General features: G+C 73.1%; 17 protein-coding genes. 7 read left to right on the top strand and 10 right to left on the bottom strand.

Annotated elements, in window-relative coordinates:
- Window positions 1-67: 67 nt before the first annotated feature.
- A complete protein-coding gene (locus OIE69_RS10350; RefSeq protein ID WP_326571665.1) occupies window positions 68-802 on the bottom strand; it encodes a DUF4253 domain-containing protein in 735 nt (244 codons plus the stop codon).
- 229 nt (window positions 803-1031) lie between these two features.
- Here OIE69_RS10350 and OIE69_RS10345 point away from each other — a divergent pair, with 229 nt between their 5' ends.
- Window positions 1032-1877 carry an alpha/beta fold hydrolase gene (locus tag OIE69_RS10345; protein ID WP_326571664.1) on the top strand — a complete coding sequence of 282 codons (846 nt, stop codon included), beginning with the start codon at window positions 1032-1034 and terminating at the stop codon, window positions 1875-1877.
- Between the two features lie 201 nt (window positions 1878-2078).
- On the top strand, window positions 2079-2462 hold the full coding sequence (locus tag OIE69_RS10340; protein WP_326571663.1) for a nuclear transport factor 2 family protein: 384 nt from the start codon (window positions 2079-2081) through the stop codon (window positions 2460-2462).
- On the opposite strand, the gene OIE69_RS10335 is transcribed toward OIE69_RS10340, so the two are convergent.
- Together OIE69_RS10335 and OIE69_RS10330 are read right to left on the bottom strand one after the other, a co-directional pair.
- Window positions 2428-3258 carry a helix-turn-helix domain-containing protein gene (locus OIE69_RS10335; RefSeq protein ID WP_326571662.1) on the bottom strand — a complete coding sequence of 277 codons (831 nt, stop codon included), beginning with the start codon at window positions 3256-3258 and terminating at the stop codon, window positions 2428-2430. The genes OIE69_RS10340 and OIE69_RS10335 overlap by 35 nt on opposite strands.
- Before the next feature lie 56 nt (window positions 3259-3314).
- Window positions 3315-4067: a class I SAM-dependent methyltransferase gene (locus tag OIE69_RS10330; protein ID WP_326571661.1), complete on the bottom strand. Its 753-nt coding sequence runs from the start codon at window positions 4065-4067 to the stop codon at window positions 3315-3317.
- Window positions 4068-4167: 100 nt separating this feature from the next.
- Between OIE69_RS10330 and sph the strand changes: the two genes are divergently transcribed.
- The gene (gene sph, locus OIE69_RS10325) at window positions 4168-5166 is read left to right on the top strand and encodes a sphingomyelin phosphodiesterase (RefSeq protein WP_326571660.1); all 999 of its coding nucleotides are present in this window, start codon (window positions 4168-4170) and stop codon (window positions 5164-5166) included.
- Between the two features lie 56 nt (window positions 5167-5222).
- Here the strand turns inward: sph and OIE69_RS10320 are convergent, their stop codons facing one another.
- The 3 genes from OIE69_RS10320 to OIE69_RS10310 all read right to left on the bottom strand — a co-directional run bounded on the left by OIE69_RS10320 (window position 5223) and on the right by OIE69_RS10310 (window position 9760).
- Window positions 5223-6050, bottom strand: a complete 828-nt coding sequence (locus OIE69_RS10320) for an aldo/keto reductase (RefSeq protein WP_326571659.1) — start codon at window positions 6048-6050, stop codon at window positions 5223-5225.
- A 139-nt stretch (window positions 6051-6189) separates the two neighbouring features.
- On the bottom strand, window positions 6190-8022 hold the full coding sequence (locus OIE69_RS10315; RefSeq protein WP_326571658.1) for an AMP-dependent synthetase/ligase: 1833 nt from the start codon (window positions 8020-8022) through the stop codon (window positions 6190-6192).
- A gap of 214 nt (window positions 8023-8236) precedes the next feature.
- On the bottom strand, window positions 8237-9760 hold the full coding sequence (locus OIE69_RS10310; RefSeq protein ID WP_326571657.1) for an MFS transporter: 1524 nt from the start codon (window positions 9758-9760) through the stop codon (window positions 8237-8239).
- A 122-nt stretch (window positions 9761-9882) separates the two neighbouring features.
- Here OIE69_RS10310 and OIE69_RS10305 point away from each other — a divergent pair, with 122 nt between their 5' ends.
- Window positions 9883-10857: an Lrp/AsnC family transcriptional regulator gene (locus OIE69_RS10305; RefSeq protein WP_326571656.1), complete on the top strand. Its 975-nt coding sequence runs from the start codon at window positions 9883-9885 to the stop codon at window positions 10855-10857.
- Here the strand turns inward: OIE69_RS10305 and OIE69_RS10300 are convergent.
- Window positions 10835-11689, bottom strand: a complete 855-nt coding sequence (locus tag OIE69_RS10300; RefSeq protein WP_326571655.1) for a LysR substrate-binding domain-containing protein — start codon at window positions 11687-11689, stop codon at window positions 10835-10837. The two genes, OIE69_RS10305 and OIE69_RS10300, sit on opposite strands and share 23 nt — an antisense overlap.
- 121 nt (window positions 11690-11810) lie before the next feature.
- Here OIE69_RS10300 and OIE69_RS10295 point away from each other — a divergent pair, with 121 nt between their 5' ends.
- A complete protein-coding gene (locus tag OIE69_RS10295; protein ID WP_326571654.1) occupies window positions 11811-12842 on the top strand; it encodes a bile acid:sodium symporter family protein in 1032 nt (343 codons plus the stop codon).
- Between the two features lie 38 nt (window positions 12843-12880).
- On the opposite strand, the gene OIE69_RS10290 is transcribed toward OIE69_RS10295, so the two are convergent.
- Together OIE69_RS10290 and OIE69_RS10285 are read right to left on the bottom strand one after the other, a co-directional pair.
- Entirely contained in the window at window positions 12881-13252 is a 372-nt protein-coding gene (locus OIE69_RS10290; protein ID WP_326571653.1) for a DoxX family protein, read from the bottom strand.
- Window positions 13253-13282: 30 nt separating this feature from the next.
- Window positions 13283-14137 carry an MBL fold metallo-hydrolase gene (locus OIE69_RS10285; protein WP_326571652.1) on the bottom strand — a complete coding sequence of 285 codons (855 nt, stop codon included), beginning with the start codon at window positions 14135-14137 and terminating at the stop codon, window positions 13283-13285.
- A gap of 113 nt (window positions 14138-14250) precedes the next feature.
- Here OIE69_RS10285 and OIE69_RS10280 point away from each other — a divergent pair, with 113 nt between their 5' ends.
- Together OIE69_RS10280 and OIE69_RS10275 are read left to right on the top strand one after the other, a co-directional pair.
- On the top strand, window positions 14251-14376 hold the full coding sequence (locus OIE69_RS10280; RefSeq protein WP_326571651.1) for a hypothetical protein: 126 nt from the start codon (window positions 14251-14253) through the stop codon (window positions 14374-14376).
- Window positions 14376-14969: a histidine phosphatase family protein gene (locus tag OIE69_RS10275; protein ID WP_326571650.1), complete on the top strand. Its 594-nt coding sequence runs from the start codon at window positions 14376-14378 to the stop codon at window positions 14967-14969. The genes OIE69_RS10280 and OIE69_RS10275 overlap by 1 nt, the downstream gene beginning before the upstream one ends.
- 29 nt (window positions 14970-14998) lie before the next feature.
- Here OIE69_RS10275 and OIE69_RS10270 read toward each other — a convergent pair whose 3' ends face one another.
- Complete coding sequence (locus tag OIE69_RS10270; protein ID WP_326571649.1) at window positions 14999-15373, bottom strand: cupin domain-containing protein; 375 nt, start codon at window positions 15371-15373, stop codon at window positions 14999-15001.
- Window positions 15374-15394: the final 21 nt, after the last annotated feature.

Here is a 15394-nt window from a genome sequence, read left to right as displayed (position 1 = left end):
CCGCAGTTCTACGGGCTCGCGGATCCAAGAGAGTCCCGGGGAGAATCGAAGGAGCCGTCTACGGTGATCAATCCCACCAGAGCCACCAGTCACGACGCTCCATCAGTTCTGCGGGGTACGTGTCCCAGTCCATGGTGGGATCCACGTAGAAGGCGTCGAGACACGCGAGATAGTGCTCCGCGGTGAGGATGTGAGCCTGATCAACCGATGTCGGCGGCGCGGCCACGGAGAGGTACAGCGAACCGTGCCCGAACCCGACCAAGCGGAGGCCGAAGCGGTCCTCCCACGACCGGAGCACGGCTGACAACCTCTCGGGTGTCAGGCGATTCGACATCCGGTCCCAGCCGACGGCGGCAGGCACATCGGCGCCCCTGCCGACCTGCACCAGCGCGAGACATCCGGCGCTTCCCTCACGCACGAGACGGTCAGCCAGCTCGCCGGCGGCCCGTCCGACAGCTTCGGCATCCGCCGCTGCACCGGGCTCCGCGAGACCGGGCCACTCCGTGAACCCGGGCCAAGGCTGTTCCTTCCACGTGTCACGGAAATACTCGACCACGTCGGCGCCCGCCCCGTACTGACCCGCTCGGGGCTCGAAGGAATCGTCCGGGTACTCCAGCAGAACCGGGTACAGGCCCGTGCGCCCGTGATCGGCGTAAAGACGCTTCCACCACTGGGCAGCGTCCGGGACAGCCCCGTCACTCACCCATACCAGCGGATGGTGCGCCCGGCTCGAGCGCACGACGGCACCGGGCGGCAGGTCCGCCCACACAGTGGAGAGGTCTTCGTGCAGAGGCATCGACATGACCGGACTCTACGAGGCACGTCTGACAACCCACTCGGTCCCGTCCGCAGGCACCAGTAGGAGGCGTGCGCACCGGCTCTTGGCCCAGGCGTTGTCGAGAGACCACCACCGGGCCGGGTTGACAGCCGCCGCCCCCGGATCGGCCTCCGTTACCGGCCGGCTGCCGACAGAACCCCTGAAAGGCCGATCAGGCAGCCCTCAGATCGAGGTCGCGAGAGACGATATGAGGATGGAGCTGCGGCGAGCCGACGGCGGGACGATCGCGGTCGAGGTGCTGGGGGAGCCGGACGCGCCTGCCGTGCTGCTCTGCCACGGACTGGCCGACTCGCGGCTGGCCGTGTACGGCTTCGCGGGCGCGGCCGACGCGCTCGGACTGCGCTTCATCGCGCCGGATCGCCCCGGCACCGGCGGCACCGACGCCCGTCGCCTGACGCGGGTCGTGGACTGGGCTGAGGAAGCCACCCTCGTCCTGGACACGTTGGACGTCGACTCGGTGGCGCTGCTCGGCGTCTCGGGCGGCGGAGCGTTCGCGGCCGCCTGCGCGTCCGCGCTGCCTGACCGTGTCCGCAGCCTGCTGCTCATCGCGCCCCTCGGACCGCCCGCCTGGCCCACATGCGGCATGGCGGCCGGGCAGCGCGCGTCCTTGCGGATCGCCCGGCATGCTCCGGCCCTCGGCGGCTGGCTCATGGGCCGCCTGGCCACGCTGGCGCGCCGGGCACCAGGGCAGTTCCTTCGTCTGGCGACCGGCGAGATGCCCGACAGCGACCGGCGCGCCCTCGCCCAGCCGGACGAACGCGCGGCCTTCCTGACCAACTACGTGGAGGCGTTCCACCGCGGCAGCCGGGGAGTCGCGCAGGATCTGCGCGTGCTGACCCTCCCCTGGGGTTTCGACCTCGAATCGATCAGGGTGCCCACGTCGATCCACCACGGGGACGCCGACACCACCGTCCCGCTCCAGCACGCCCGCCGCTTCGCCGCCGCGATACCCGGGGCCCGCCTTCACGTCCACCCCGGCCAGGGCCACTTCTCGATTCTGGCCTCACCCGAGCGGACGCTGGCGATGCTCGCCGCATAGCCGTCCCCCGTCACGCGCAGAACGGCCGAGCCCGCGCAGGCGTTCTCCGAACCGAGGAGGCACGTGCACGCCGGTGCGCGATTACCCCCCGCGTAATCGACCCCGCCCGGCGGCCCCGGCAGGGCGGTCGTACCGGGCGGACGGGCTGGCGCACTCCACCCCGTCCGGTCGGGCCAGACCGCCCGGACGAGGAGGACCGTGATGTCGCAGAACCGGTACGAGGCCGCCGTCGCCCGCTACTTCGAGGCGTGGAACAGCAGCGCGGACACGGAGGCGAGGGCCAAGGCGGTGGCCGCCGCGTGGGTGGAGGACGGTACGTACACCGACCCGCTGGCGCAGGTGGGCGGGCACGAGGGGATCGAGGCGCTGATCGCCGGGGTGGGGGAGCGGTTCCCCGGGTTCGTGTTCACACCGGTGGGGGAGGTGGACGGGCACCACGACGTGGCGCGCTTCGCCTGGGAGCTGGGGCCGGCCGGCGCGGAGCCCGGGGCGGCGCCGATCGCGGGCTCCGACGTGATCACGCTCGCGGAGGACGGCCGGATCCGCTCGGTCAGCGGCTTCCTGGACCGGCTGCCCGCGGCGTGAGGGACCGAAGGGCGGCGGCGGTCTCCGGGTCGGCGGGGAGGAAGGTCTCGATCGCCAGCTCGGAGACCGTCACGTCCATCGGGGTGTTGAACGTGGTGGCCGTGGAGATGAACGACAGCACCCGGCCGCCGTGCCCGATCCGCATCGGCAGAGCGAAGGGGAAGATCGCCTCGGTGTCGTCGGAGGCGGAGGGCTCCTCGGAGTGGGCGGGTGGGGCGGGGTAGGCCGTCAGCTCCTCGAACAGGGCGCGCAGCGGCCCGTGTCCGGTCATCGCGATCTGACGCTCGATGCGTTCCAGCAGGTGCCCGCGCCACTGGCGGAAGTTGCGGATCCGCGGGGCCATGCCCTCGGGGTGCAGCGTGACGCGCATGGCGTTGAGCGGCGGCCGCAGCAGGTGCGGGGCGACGCCCTCGAGCAGGGCGCCCACGCCCTGGTTGGCGGCGACGACGTCGTACATGCCGTCCAGGACCAGTGCCGGGTACGGCTCGTAGGCCGCCAGGAGCCGGTCGAGGCTCTCGCGCAGCGGGTGCATCGCGGGGTCGCCCAACGGCGTCTCCGGATACGCGGGCGCGTAACCGGCCGCGACGAGCAGGGCGTTGCGTTCCCTGACGGGTACGTCGAGGTGCTCGGCGAGCCGCAGGACCATGGCCTGGCTGGGGCGGGAGCGGCCGGTCTCGACGAAGCTGATGTGCCGGGCCGAGCTGTCGGCGCGCAGGGCGAGTTCCAGCTGGCTGATCCGGCGCCGCTCGCGCCAGCCGCGCAGCAGCGTCCCCACACCGGCCGTGGTCGTCGTCATGCCCCGACCGTAACCCAGGTGCGGCGCCCCGAACCGCAGTCGGTCGGCCGAACTGCTCAATGAGCCGCCGCTGTAGGGGAGTCCTTGACGAGCGCGAGGAGCCGGTAGACCGGGTCGGGGCGCGCCGCGTCCTGCTCGGGCAGTGCGGCCAGGCGTCCGGCGAGGGCCTCGGTGTCGCCGGCGCGCAGGGCGAGTGCGGAGGCGAACTCGCCCGCCGCGATCCGGGCGGCGAGATCGCGCGGGGTGCGGCCCTGGCCGTGGCCGGCGAAGCGGGCCCGGCCCGCCGGACGCAGGCCGTGCGCGGCGGCCTGCCGTACCACCCGTTCCTCCGCGTCCTGCGCCTCCCGGGTGCGGAACGGCGCGAGGAGCGCGTCGACGTCGCTGCCCATGTCGTGCCCGGCGTCCTTGTCGACGGTGGTGACGAGCACCCCGCCGGGCCGCAGCACCCGGGCGCACTCGGCGATCACCGCGGGCGCGTCCGGCAGCAGATGGAGCACCCACACGGCCGTCACCGCGTCGAGCGAGGCGGTCGCGAACGGCAGCCGGCGCACATCGCCCTGGACGATCCCCGGCCCCACCCGGCCGGCCGCGAGCCGGGCCATGGCCAGGGCGGCGTCGACCCCGAGCACGCGCAGCCCGGGGCGGCCGGTGTAGCGGGCCGTCACCAGGCCGGTGCCGCAGCCGATGTCGAGCACGGTCCGGGCCGGTCGCGGTATCAGCCCGAGCACTGCGGTGGCCGCGGCCGCGGCCCGGGGGACGCCGCCGCGTGTGGCGTCGTAGATCGCTGCCTGCTCCTCGTAGTCCAGCACGCCCGTAGGTTAGCCGCCTGCCATCTACCCGGCGGTAACCAACTGGCCCTAGTCTCACGCCTGTTCCGCGACCGAGCTCCACCCGACTCCAGGAGGGCCCGTGAGACACGGCAGAGCCGCCGCCTGCGCATTCGTCCTGCTCCTCGCCTCGTCCGCCGGCGCGGCCGGCACCGGAACCGCGACCGCGACGCCGGTGGCCGGCCCCGCGGCCACCGCCACGGCGCCCCAACTGCGGCTGGTCTCCAGCAACGTGATGATGCTGCCGCGCACGCTCTACCCCAACTGGGGCCAGTTGCAGCGCGCCGACCTGATAGCCGCCTCCGGCTATGTCCAGGGCGCCGACGTCCTGGTCTTCCAGGAGGCGTTCGACAACGGCGCGTCCGACCGGCTGCAGGCGAACCTCAGAGGCCGCTACCCGTACCAGACCCCGGTGCTCGGCCGGTCCAAGAGCGGATGGGACCGCACCGAGGGCGCGTACAGCTCGCTCACGCCCGAGGACGGCGGGGTCACGATCCTCAGCAAGTGGCCGATCCTGGAGAAGGTCCAGCATGTGTACGGCGACGCGTGCGGCGCGGACTGGTTCTCCAACAAGGGCTTCGTGTACGCCGTCCTCGACGTGAACGGCACCCGGGTCCACGTCGTCGGCACCCACACCCAGGCCGACGATTCCGCCTGCGGCAGCGGTGAGGCCGCGAGCGTCCGCGCTGCCCAGAACCGGGAGATCGACGCCTTCCTCGACGCCCGCGCGATTCCCGCCGCCGAGCCGGTGGTCGTCGCGGGCGACCTCAACACCGATACCGGCGGTGCCGAGTACGCCCGCATGCTCGCCGACCTGGACGTCGCCGCGCCCGACGCCGACCCCGGCCCGGTCGCCAGCTTCGATCCCGCCACCAACTCCGTGGCGTACGACCGCTACCCCGACGACCCCGCACAGCGCCTCGACCACGCGCTTCTGCGCAACAGCCACGCCCGCCCCGCCCGCTGGAACAACCGCGTGGTCGACGAGCACTCGCCGCGGTGGTCGGTCACCAGCTGGGGCACCACCTACACCTTCGACGACTACTCGGACCACTACCCGCTGGTCGCCGGCGACGTGTGAGCGCGCGTGGGACGGCGGCCCGCCCGGCCGGGCCGCCGCCCCACGGAGTGTGCGCGTCAGTTGAAGGAGGACGGGTCCGGGCCGAGGCGCCCGCCGTTGTCGAGGGCGTCGATCGCGGCCAGGTCCTCGCCGTCGAGCTCGAAGCCGAAGACGTCGATGTTCTCCCGGATCCGCGACGGGGTCACGGACTTGGGGATCACGACGTTGCCGATCTGCAGGTGCCATCGCAGGACGACCTGGGCCGGGGTCCTGCCGTGCTTGGCGGCGACCGCGGCGAGCACCGGCTCGTCGAGCAGTCCGCGGCCCTGGCCGAGCGGCGACCAGGCCTCGGTGGCGATGCCGTGGCCCGCGTGGAAGGCCCGCAGCTCGGTCTGCGGGAGGTGGGGGTGCAGTTCGACCTGGTTGAGGACGGGCGCCACGCCGCCCTCGTCGAGCAGGTGCCGCAGCTGGGCGACCGGGAAGTTCGACACACCGATGGCCCTGGCGCGGCCGTCGGCGTGGATCTTCTCCAGGGCGCGCCAGGTCTCCGGGTACAGGCCGCGGGCGGGAGCGGGCCAGTGGATCAGGTAGAGGTCCACGTACTCCAGGCCGAGCTTGCCGAGGGAGGCGTCGAAGGCGCGCAGGGCGTTGTCGTAGCCCTGGTCGGTGTTCCACAGCTTGGTGGTGACGAACAGTTCCTCGCGCGGGATGCCGGAGGCGGCGATGGCGCGGCCGGTGCCCTGTTCGTTCCGGTAGAGCGCGGCGGTGTCGATGCTGCGGTAGCCGGCCTCCAGGGCCGTGGCGACCGCGGTGGCGGCCTCGTCGTCCGGGACCTGCCAGACGCCGAAGCCGAGCTGCGGCATGGTCACGCCGTTGTTCAGGGTGATGTCGGGAACCTTGCTCACGAGCAGGTCGTCCTCACTTCGTCGGAGTCGGACTCGAGGTCTGTCCCTCGTTCAACGATCTCCGCGGCGGCGGCATTCCCCGGCGCCCACCCTGCGAGCCGCCCCACGAGCCTTCCCAAGAGCTTTCCCAAGAGCCGCTCTACGAATGGTAAAGGGCCTCGATCTCGCGGGTGTAGGCCTTCTCTATCGCCCTTCTCTTCAGCTTGAGCGACGGTGTGAGCAGCCCTCCCTCCTCCGAGAACTGCCCGGCCAGGATGCGGAAGGTGCGGATCGACTCGGCCTGGGAGACGAGCGTGTTGGCGGCGACGACCGCCCGCCGGACCTCCGTCTCCAGGTCGGGGTCGCGGATCAGCTTGGCGATCGGCAGCTGCGGCTTGGACCGCATGCTCAGCCAGTGCCCGACGCCCTCGGGGTCGAGGGTGATCAGCGCGCCGATGAAGGGCCGGTCGTTGCCGACGACGACGCACTGCGAGACCAGCGGGTGGGAGCGCACCCGGTCCTCCAGCACCACCGGCGAGACGGACTTGCCGCCGCTGGTCACCAGGATCTCCTTCTTCCGCCCGGTGATCGTGAGGTAGCCGTCCTCGTCGAGCGCGCCGAGGTCGCCGGTGGCGAGCCAGCCGTCGTGCAGGACCTCCGCGGTGGCCTTGGGGTTGTTGAGGTACTCGCCGAAGACCTGACCGCCGTACACCCAGATCTCGCCGTCGTCGGCGATGTGCACCGTGGTCCCCGGGATGGGCACGCCGACGGTGCCGAAACGTGTCTGTTCGGGCGGGTTGGCGACCGCGGCGGCCGTGCTCTCGGTGAGCCCGTACCCCTCGAAGATGCGCACGCCCGCGCCGTCGAAGAAGAGCCCCAGCTGCCGGTCCATCGCCGAGCCGCCGGAGAAGGCGTGCCGGACCTTGCCGCCGAGGGCGGCGCGCACCTTGCCGTAGACCAGCTTCTCGTAGAGCTGGTGCTGCATCCGCAGCGAGGTGCTGGGGCCGGGACCGGTGCCGAAGGCCCGGGCCTCCGTCGCCTCGGCGTGCCGCACCGCCACCTCCACGGCCTTCTCGAAGGGCCCGAGTCTGCCCCCCGCCTCGGCCTTGCGGCGGGCGCCCTGGAAGACCTTCTCGAAGACGTACGGCACGGCGAGCACGAAGGTCGGCTTGAAGGAGGCCATCGCGGGCAGCAGCTCGGCCGCGGCCAGGTTGGGCTGGTGGCCCAGCCGGACCTTGGCGCGCACGGCCGCGACCTCCACCATGCGCCCGAAGACGTGGGCGAGCGGCAGGAAGAGCAGGGTGGAGGCCTCGTCGCCGCGCTTGCTGTGGAAGACCGGCTCGTACCGGGCGACGACGTTGTCGCTCTCGGACATGAAGTTGCCGTGGGTGATCACGCAGCCCTTGGGGCGGCCGGTGGTGCCCGAGGTGTAGATGATCGTCGCGATGGCGTCGGGGGTGACCGCCTCGCGGTACCGGTGCACCAGGTCGTCGTCGACGGCGAGGCCGTGCCGGGACAGTTCGGACAGCACGTCGGAGTCCAGCTGCCACAGCCGTGTCAGATGAGGGAGCTGGTCGACGACCGCGCCGATCGTCATCGCGTGGTCCTCGTGCTCGACCACGCAGGCGACCGCCTCGGAGTCGTGCAGCATCCAGCGGACCTGGTCGGAGGACGAGGTCGGGTAGATGGGGACGGGCTGGGCGCCGATCGCCCACAGCGCGAAGTCCAGCACCGTCCACTCGTAGCGGGTCCGGGACATCAGGCCGACCCGGTCGCCGAAGCGGATCCCGTGGGCGATCAGGCCCTTGGCCACCGCGAGGACCTCGTCCCGGAACCGGGCGGCCGTGACGTGCTCCCAGTCCGTGCCGTCCGCTCCGGTGCGGCGGCTCAGCACGATCCGGTCCGGCTCTTCGTCGGCATTGGCGAACACGGCGTCCGCCAGACCACCGACCTGGGGTGCCGTCACCAGTGGGGGAATGGTGAACTCGCGCAACGTCGCTCCTCGACCGCCTCGGCGGTCACAGAACGTACCCGATACCACGTGCGGTGGGGAGGGGTGTGACATTCGGCTGTGAAGGCCCGGGTGGGCTCGCTCACACTCGAGTGACGAGCCGATTCCCGGTTACCGCAAGGAACATGGTGCGGGAGGACGGTTCCCGGGCGGACCGGGGTCCGCCCGGACTCTGCACCAAATCCCCTCGGGGGGATCACGGCCGCTCTACAGCCCCCACCGGCTCGGGTGCCGCCGCCGGCGTTCCGCCAGGCCGTTGGCGGACCAGGACGAGCACGACCGCGCCCGCCAGCAGGCCGGCGGCACCCGCCGCCAGGGCCGCCGCGTTCAGGCCCGAGGCGAAGGCGGCGTGCAGCGCCTGGTCCGCCGCCGCGCGCCGGCCGGAAGGGACCCGGGCCAGCAGTTCCCGCGCGCCGCCGCCCGCGAGTGCGCGGGCCGTCGCGTGCGGGTCGGGGGCCCCGGCGTCGCGCAGCGCGTGCTCCATCCGCGTGGAGAGCAGGGTGCCGAACACGGCGACGCCGAGCGCGTACCCCAACTGCCGGAAGGTGTTGACCGCGCCGCCCGCCATGCCCGCCCGCCGCGGCGGGACGGAGGCGAGCGCGGCACCCGCGATCGCCGGATTGACCAGCCCGACGCCGAGGCCCGCCACCACCAGGCCCGCGGTCAGCGCACCCCAGCCGGAACCGGCGTCCAGCACCGCCTGTGCCAGCGCGCCGGCCCCGATGAGCACCATCCCGCCGCCGATCACCAGGCGGTACGGCGCACCGTGCAGGAACCGGCCGCCCACCGCCGAGGCCACGAACGCCGCCAGCGCCAGGGGTATCAGCACCAGGCCGCCGCGGACCGGGCTCAGGCCGAGCAGCGTCTGCAGCCACAGCGAGGTGTACGGCAGGAAGCCGAAGGCCGTCCCGCTGAGCGCCAGCGCGCCGACCATGATCGCGGTGAAGGAGGGGTTGCGGAACAGTGCCAGGTCCAGCATCGGCTGCGCGGCGCGCCGCTCCACCGCCACGAACACCACCAGCGCCGCCACCGCGCCGCCGAACGTCCACGCCGTACGGGCCGAGGCCCAGCCGGCCTCGTCCGCGCGGATCACGGCGAAGGTGAGCAGCCCGGCGAACGCGGTGAAGGACGCCGTGCCCGGCCAGTCGATCCGGGCCCCGCCGTGGCCCCGCGACTCCTTCACCACCCGCAGCGTCAGGGCGATCGCCGCGACGCTCACCGGCAGGTTGACGTAGAAGATCCAGCGCCAGTCCAGCGCCTGGGTCAGCAGCCCGCCCAGCACCGGACCGAGCGCCGCCGCCGCGCCGCTGACCGCGCCCCACACGCCCAGCGCCACCGACCGGTCGCGGCCCTGGTAGGCCGCGCCGAGCAGCGAGAGCGTCGTGGCGAACATCGCCGTCGCGCCGACCCCTTGCACCGCGCGCATCGCCACCAGGGCCCCCGCTCCGGGCGCGAGCCCGCAGGCGAGGGAGGCCGCCGCGAACAGGGCCGTGCCCGCGACGTACATCCTGCGCCGCCCGATCACATCGGCCGCGGAGCCGGCACCCAGCAGCAGCGCGGCCAGCGCCAGCGCGTAGATGTCGATCATCCACTGGAGGTCGGACAGCGACGCGTCCAGGGCGTCCGCGATGTCGGGCAGCGCGACGACGACGATCGTCACGTCGATGAGCAGCATGAAGGTGCCCAGGCAGACCGCCACCAGCGGTCCCCACTTGCGCATGGTCCTTCTCCGTTCCGTTCTTCCGTATCGTGGTGTTCCTCCGTACCTTCGCGAGAACACCCGGGCTTCCTCCAGCCGCAGGCCATATCGCGACGGAATCCGACGTGGAGGAGGATCGGACGATGGATTCCCACACGCTCGACGAGCTGGACATGCGGCTGCTGCACGCCCTGCAGCTCGACGGGCGCGCCCCCTTCAGCCGGATCGCCGAGGTCCTCGGCGTCTCCGACCAGACCGTGGCCCGCCGCTACCGCCGGCTCCGCGGCGACCTCGGGATGCGCGTGCTCGGGCTGCCCGAGCAGGAGCTGCTCGGACGCACCCGCTGGGCGCTGCGGCTGCGCAGCACCCCCGAGGCGGCCGAGTCCCTCGCCAAGGCCCTGGCCAGGCGGGACGACACCGCCTGGATCTCGCTGATGTCGGGCGGCACGGAGGTGATGTGCGTGACGCGTCCGCGCAGCCACCACGAGCACGACGCGCTGCTGCTCGGGCGGCTGCCGCGCACCCCGAGCATCGTGGAGATCGGCGCCCACAGCATCCTGCACACCTTCTACGGCGGCGCCCTGGGCTGGTTCGCCAAGCGCGGCGCGCTCACCGACGCGGAGGTCGCCGCGCTGCGGCCGCCCCCGCCCGAGCCGCCGTCCGGCACGGTCGTCCTCGACGCCACCGACGAGGCGCTGCTGGCCGTGCTGGCCAGGGACGGCCGCGCCTCCTACCCCGAACTCCACCGCGCCACCGGGCTGTCGGAGTCGGCGGCCAAGCGGCGGCTGGAGCAGCTGCGCGGCTCGGGGGTGCTCTACACCGACGTGCAGCTCGACACGGCGTGGATCGGCCATGACACCCGCGCCATCCTCTGGATCACGGCCGCTCCCTCCGCCCTCTCCTCCGTCGGGCAGGCGCTGGCCGCACACCCCGAGACCGCCTACGTCGCGGCGACCACCGGATCGTCCAACCTCGTCGCCGTGGTCATCTGCAGCAGCACGCCGCAGCTCTACCGCTACCTCAGCGAGTGCGTCGGCGCCCTGGACGGGGTGCGGCACGTGGAGACGGTGCCGTCGCTGCGCCTGGTCAAGCAGATCACGACCGAAGGGATTCGCTGAGGATCGCCGCCGCGAGGGCGTCCGCCGCCTCCTGCGCCGCGGGACGCCGCCGCCCGTGCAGCAGCACGAAGTCGACCCCGCCGAGCTCCGGCAGTCCCGCGCGGGACGCGACCCGCACCAGACCGGGCGGGATCAGCCCCTCGGCGTGCGCCATCACCCCGAGCCCCGCACGGGCCGCGGCGATCAGCCCGCTCAGCGAGCCGCTGGTGCACGCGATGCGCCACGCACGGCCGTTGCGCTCCATGACATCGAGGGCCCGCGCCCGGGTGATCGCCGGGGCCGGGTAGAGGATCAGCGGGACGGGCCGCTCGGCCTCGGGGCGGTAGCGCTCGCCGGCGATCCACACCAGCCGGTCGCTCCACACCAGTTGGCCGTGGGTGTCCCCGGCCGCGCGCTTGCCGAGTATCACGTCCAGCCGGCCGGCGGCCAGCTGCCGGTGCAGGGTCGCCGACAGCTCCACCGTCAGCTCCAGGTCCACCTCGGGGTGGTCGCGCCGGAAGCGCTCCAGGATCTCCGGCAGCCGGGTCAGGACGAAGTCCTCCGAGGCGCCCAGGCGCAGCCGGCCGCGCAGGCGGGTGCCCGCGAACCAGCCCGCGGCACGCTCGTTCGCCTCCAGGATCGTCCGGGCGAAGCCGAGCATGGCCTCGCCGTCCTCGGTCAGCTCCACGCTGTGCGTGTCACGCGTGAAGAACCGCCGGCCGGCGGCCTCCTCCAGCTTGCGCACGTGCTGGCTCACCGTCGACTGGCGCAGGCCCAGCCGGCGGCCGGCCTGCGTGAAGCTCAGCGTCTGGGCCACGGCGACGAAGGTCCGCAGCTGCACGGGATCGAACACGCCGCCAGCCTACCGCCGCCCATCGCGATACGTGATGACAGTCAGTGCGGTCAAAGTCATTTACGATCGCCCGGTCACCGGGCACTCTGGAGAGGGCCCCGTCCAGCACCTGAGGAAGACCATGCGCCGCCTGCGTTACCCGTCCTGGATCCCTGTGGACCCGTACATCGCGGCGCTGCTCGGCACCGTGCTCCTCGCGGCCCTGCTGCCCGCCCGGGGCACCGGCGCCCACCTCGCGGGCGGGGCGTCCACCGGAGCGGTGGGGCTGCTCTTCTTCCTCTACGGCGTGCGCCTGTCCACCCGTGAGGCGATGGACGGACTGCGCCACTGGCGCCTGCACGGCACCGTCCTGGCCGCCACCTTCGTCGCCTTCCCCCTGCTCGGGCTGGCCTCGGGCGGACTCGTACCGTTCCTTCTGACGCCCGAGCTGCACACCGGACTGCTCTTCCTGTGCCTGGTGCCCTCGACGATCCAGTCCTCGATCGCCTTCACCTCCGTCGCCCGCGGCAACGTGGCCGCCGCCATCTGCGCCGGCTCCTTCTCCAGCCTCGCCGGGCTCGTGATCACCCCGCTGCTGGCCGCGCTGCTGCTCGGCGGCAGCGGTGCGGGCCTGTCGGCGCACGCGGTGCTCGGCATCGTGCTGCAGCTGCTGGTGCCCTTCATGGCCGGTCAGCTGCTGCGACGCTGGGTCGGCGGCTTCGTCACCGGCCACAAGAAGGTGCTGGGCCTGGTCGACCGGGGCTCGATCCTGCTGGTCGTCTACACCGCGTTCAGCGAGGGCGTGGTGCGCGGCATCTGGCACCAGGTCACGCCGCTGCGCCTGCTCGGACTGGTGCTGGCCGAGGCCCTGCTGCTGGCCGCGATGCTCGGCCTCACCTCGTACGGCTCGCGCAGGCTCGGCTTCCCCCGCGAGGACCGGGTGACCATCGTCTTCGCCGGGTCGAAGAAGAGCCTGGCGGCCGGACTGCCCATGGCCACCGTGCTGTTCGGGGCCCAGGCCGGGCTGATGGTGCTGCCGCTGATGCTCTTCCACCAGATGCAACTGATGGTGTGCGCGGTCCTCGCCAAGCGGTGGGCCCGCCAGGCGGAGGCGGCCGCGCCCGCCGCCCCGGCCGCCGCGCGGCCCCGGGAGGTCGTGGCCGGCCGCAGGTGAGCCCGTGGCCGGCCGTACGGCAGCGGCGGCCGGCCCGCTCAGCGCACGGCGTCGGCCACGAGGACCGCCAGCGCCATCGCCAGGAACAGCGCGTACGCGAACAGGGCACGCCCCCGGTCACCGGAACGCAGCTGCCGCACCAGCACCCAGGCGAAGATCCCCGCCTCCAGCGCCGCCCCGGCGACGCCGACGGGAGGGTGCCACACTCCGGCGAGTACGGCGGCGGCGCCGAGCGCGTGCAGCGTGCCGAGCAACGTGGGCACCCACAGGCGCCGTCCCTCGAGGACACCCAGCCGGGTCAGCTCGTCGAGCCGCTCCAGGCCGGGCCGCGCACGGGTCAGCTGGGCGACCGCGGAGGGGACGACTTCCAGCAGCAGGAGGACGGTCAGGGTGACGGCGAGTGCGAACACCCGCACAGTGTGCCGTACGTTCGAATGCGCTCAGTCTTCGCGGCAGATGACGAACCCCGGGTAGGGGTGGCGTCCCGGCCGGTCGCCGATCTCCTCGATCGCCCGCCGGATCTCGTGGAGCTGCTCCACGGTCATCTCCAGCGGCGGCTCGTCGGGCTGGTGGGTGGTGCGGACCGGGTAGTCGACGCCCGGCTCGCGGGTCATCTCGACGTGGCAGCCCAGCACATGGGTGACCGGGCGCTCCGCCGCGAAGGCGACCAGCCGGTCGAGGGTGCGCCGGAAGGCGGCCCAGTCCGCCACGTACAGCCGGCCCGGGTAGACGGTGTCGCCGGTCAGCAGGAAGCCCGTCGCCGGGTCGTAGTAGGTGACGGCCGAGGCGTGGTGGCCGGGTGTGGCCAGGCATTCCAGGACCCGCCCCCCGAGGTCCAGGCGCGCCACGCGGTCGGGGTCCTCGGCGAGGCCGAGGAAGTCCCAGGCGCTGTCGCGGTCCGCCGGCACCACGACGGTGTCCGGGCGGCCGGCGAACTGCGCGTCGCCGGCGACGTGGTCGCCGTGCGCGTGGGTGTGCAGCACCAGCAGCTCGTAGCCCGGCCGCTGCAGGGCGGGCGGCCGCAGTTCGAAGAGCTCGTCCACGACCTCCCGCAGCGGGCAGAACTCCTCCTGCGGCGTGGCCCCGGTGTCCAGGAGCACCGCGCGGTCGTCCCCGAAGAGCAGGAAGAGGAACGGCGCCTCGTAGTGGACCGCCTTGTTCTGCCGCAGGATGAAGGTGCGTTCGTCGTACTCGAACACCTGGATGTCGGGATCGGTGTTGTGCTTCGCCGACGCCGACCCGTGGATCCAGCGCACGTCGAGCGGCTCCGGCGCCGGAGGGGCGGATGCGTTCATGGCGTGTTCTCCTGCGGGCAGTCGTGGCGCCGGCCGGCCCGGCCCGGGTCCGTTCCGCCGGGGGCGCGGGCGCCGTTTTGTGCGTCCCACCGGTCGGGAGGGACACTGTCCACGTGACCTCGGAGGCAGCGGTGGCGACGTCCATCCACCATATCGGCGTCCTCCGCGCGCACCGCGCTGTGGTCAGTGATCCCGACGGCAACGACATCGCGGCCGTCCACAAGGAGGTGGCTCCCTGATGGCTCCGCGCCTCGTGCTCGTCCGGCACGGCCAGACCGAGTGGTCCAAGAGCGGCCAGCACACCGGCAGGACCGACATCCCGCTCACCGACGAGGGCCGGGAGGCCGCCCGCCTGCTGGGCAAGCGCCTCTCTCGGGCCCCCTGGCACGACTTCCCGGGCGCCCGGGTCCGCACCAGCCCCCTCGTGCGCGCCCGCGACACCTGCGAACTCGCCGGGTTCGGTGACCGGGCGCAGACCTGGGACGCGCTGCGGGAGTGGGACTACGGCGAGTACGAGGGCCGCACCTCCCCGGAGATCCGGGAGGAGCGCCCGGGCTGGGTGATCTGGCGCGACGGAGTCGTCGGAGGCGAGACCTCGTGGCAGGTCGCCAACCGCGCGGACGAGGTCGTGGCCTGGGTCAAGGAGGAGGAGAGCGACGCGGTCGTCTTCGCCCACGGCCACTTCCTGCGCACCCTGGCCGCCCGCTGGCTGCGGCTGGACCCGATGCGCGGCATGGTGCTGAGCCTGGCCCCGGCCTCGCTGTCGGTCCTCGGCTGGGAGTACGGCGACCCCGCGATCACCCTCTGGAACGACACCGCGCACCTGCAGTGACGCGGTGAGCCGCGAGGCGTCCGGCGGGATCAGCGGGCCCAGGGCGGGCTGATGCGCGACCCGTCGGCGAGCACCGCCTCCAGGCCGACGCCCGTGGTCACCCAGACGGAGGCCGGGCCGTCGCCGGGGTTCTCCAGGGCCAGATGTGAGCCGGCGGGCGCCGTGGCGACGTCGCCGGGGGACAGGTCGTACGCCTCGCCGTCGATGGTCAGGCGCGGGCCGCCGGACAGGACGAGGAAGACCTCCTCGCGGCTGATGGTGTGCGCGGGACCGGCGGTCCCGGCCGGCACCTCGCCGCGCCACGCGCACAGCTCGGTGCTGCCGGTGGCGGTGCGGGCGTACGAGACGAAGCGGACGCCGTGCAGGTCGTGGACGACGGCGTCGGAGGAACGGACGACGGGCATGCGGGCTCCTCTTCCCTGATG

It is taken from the genome of Actinacidiphila glaucinigra, from assembly GCF_035918135.1.
GTDB lineage: Bacteria > Actinomycetota > Actinomycetes > Streptomycetales > Streptomycetaceae > Actinacidiphila > Actinacidiphila glaucinigra.
Note: the sequence above shows the minus strand (reverse complement) of the source record. Positions and strands in the feature narration are given on the sequence as shown.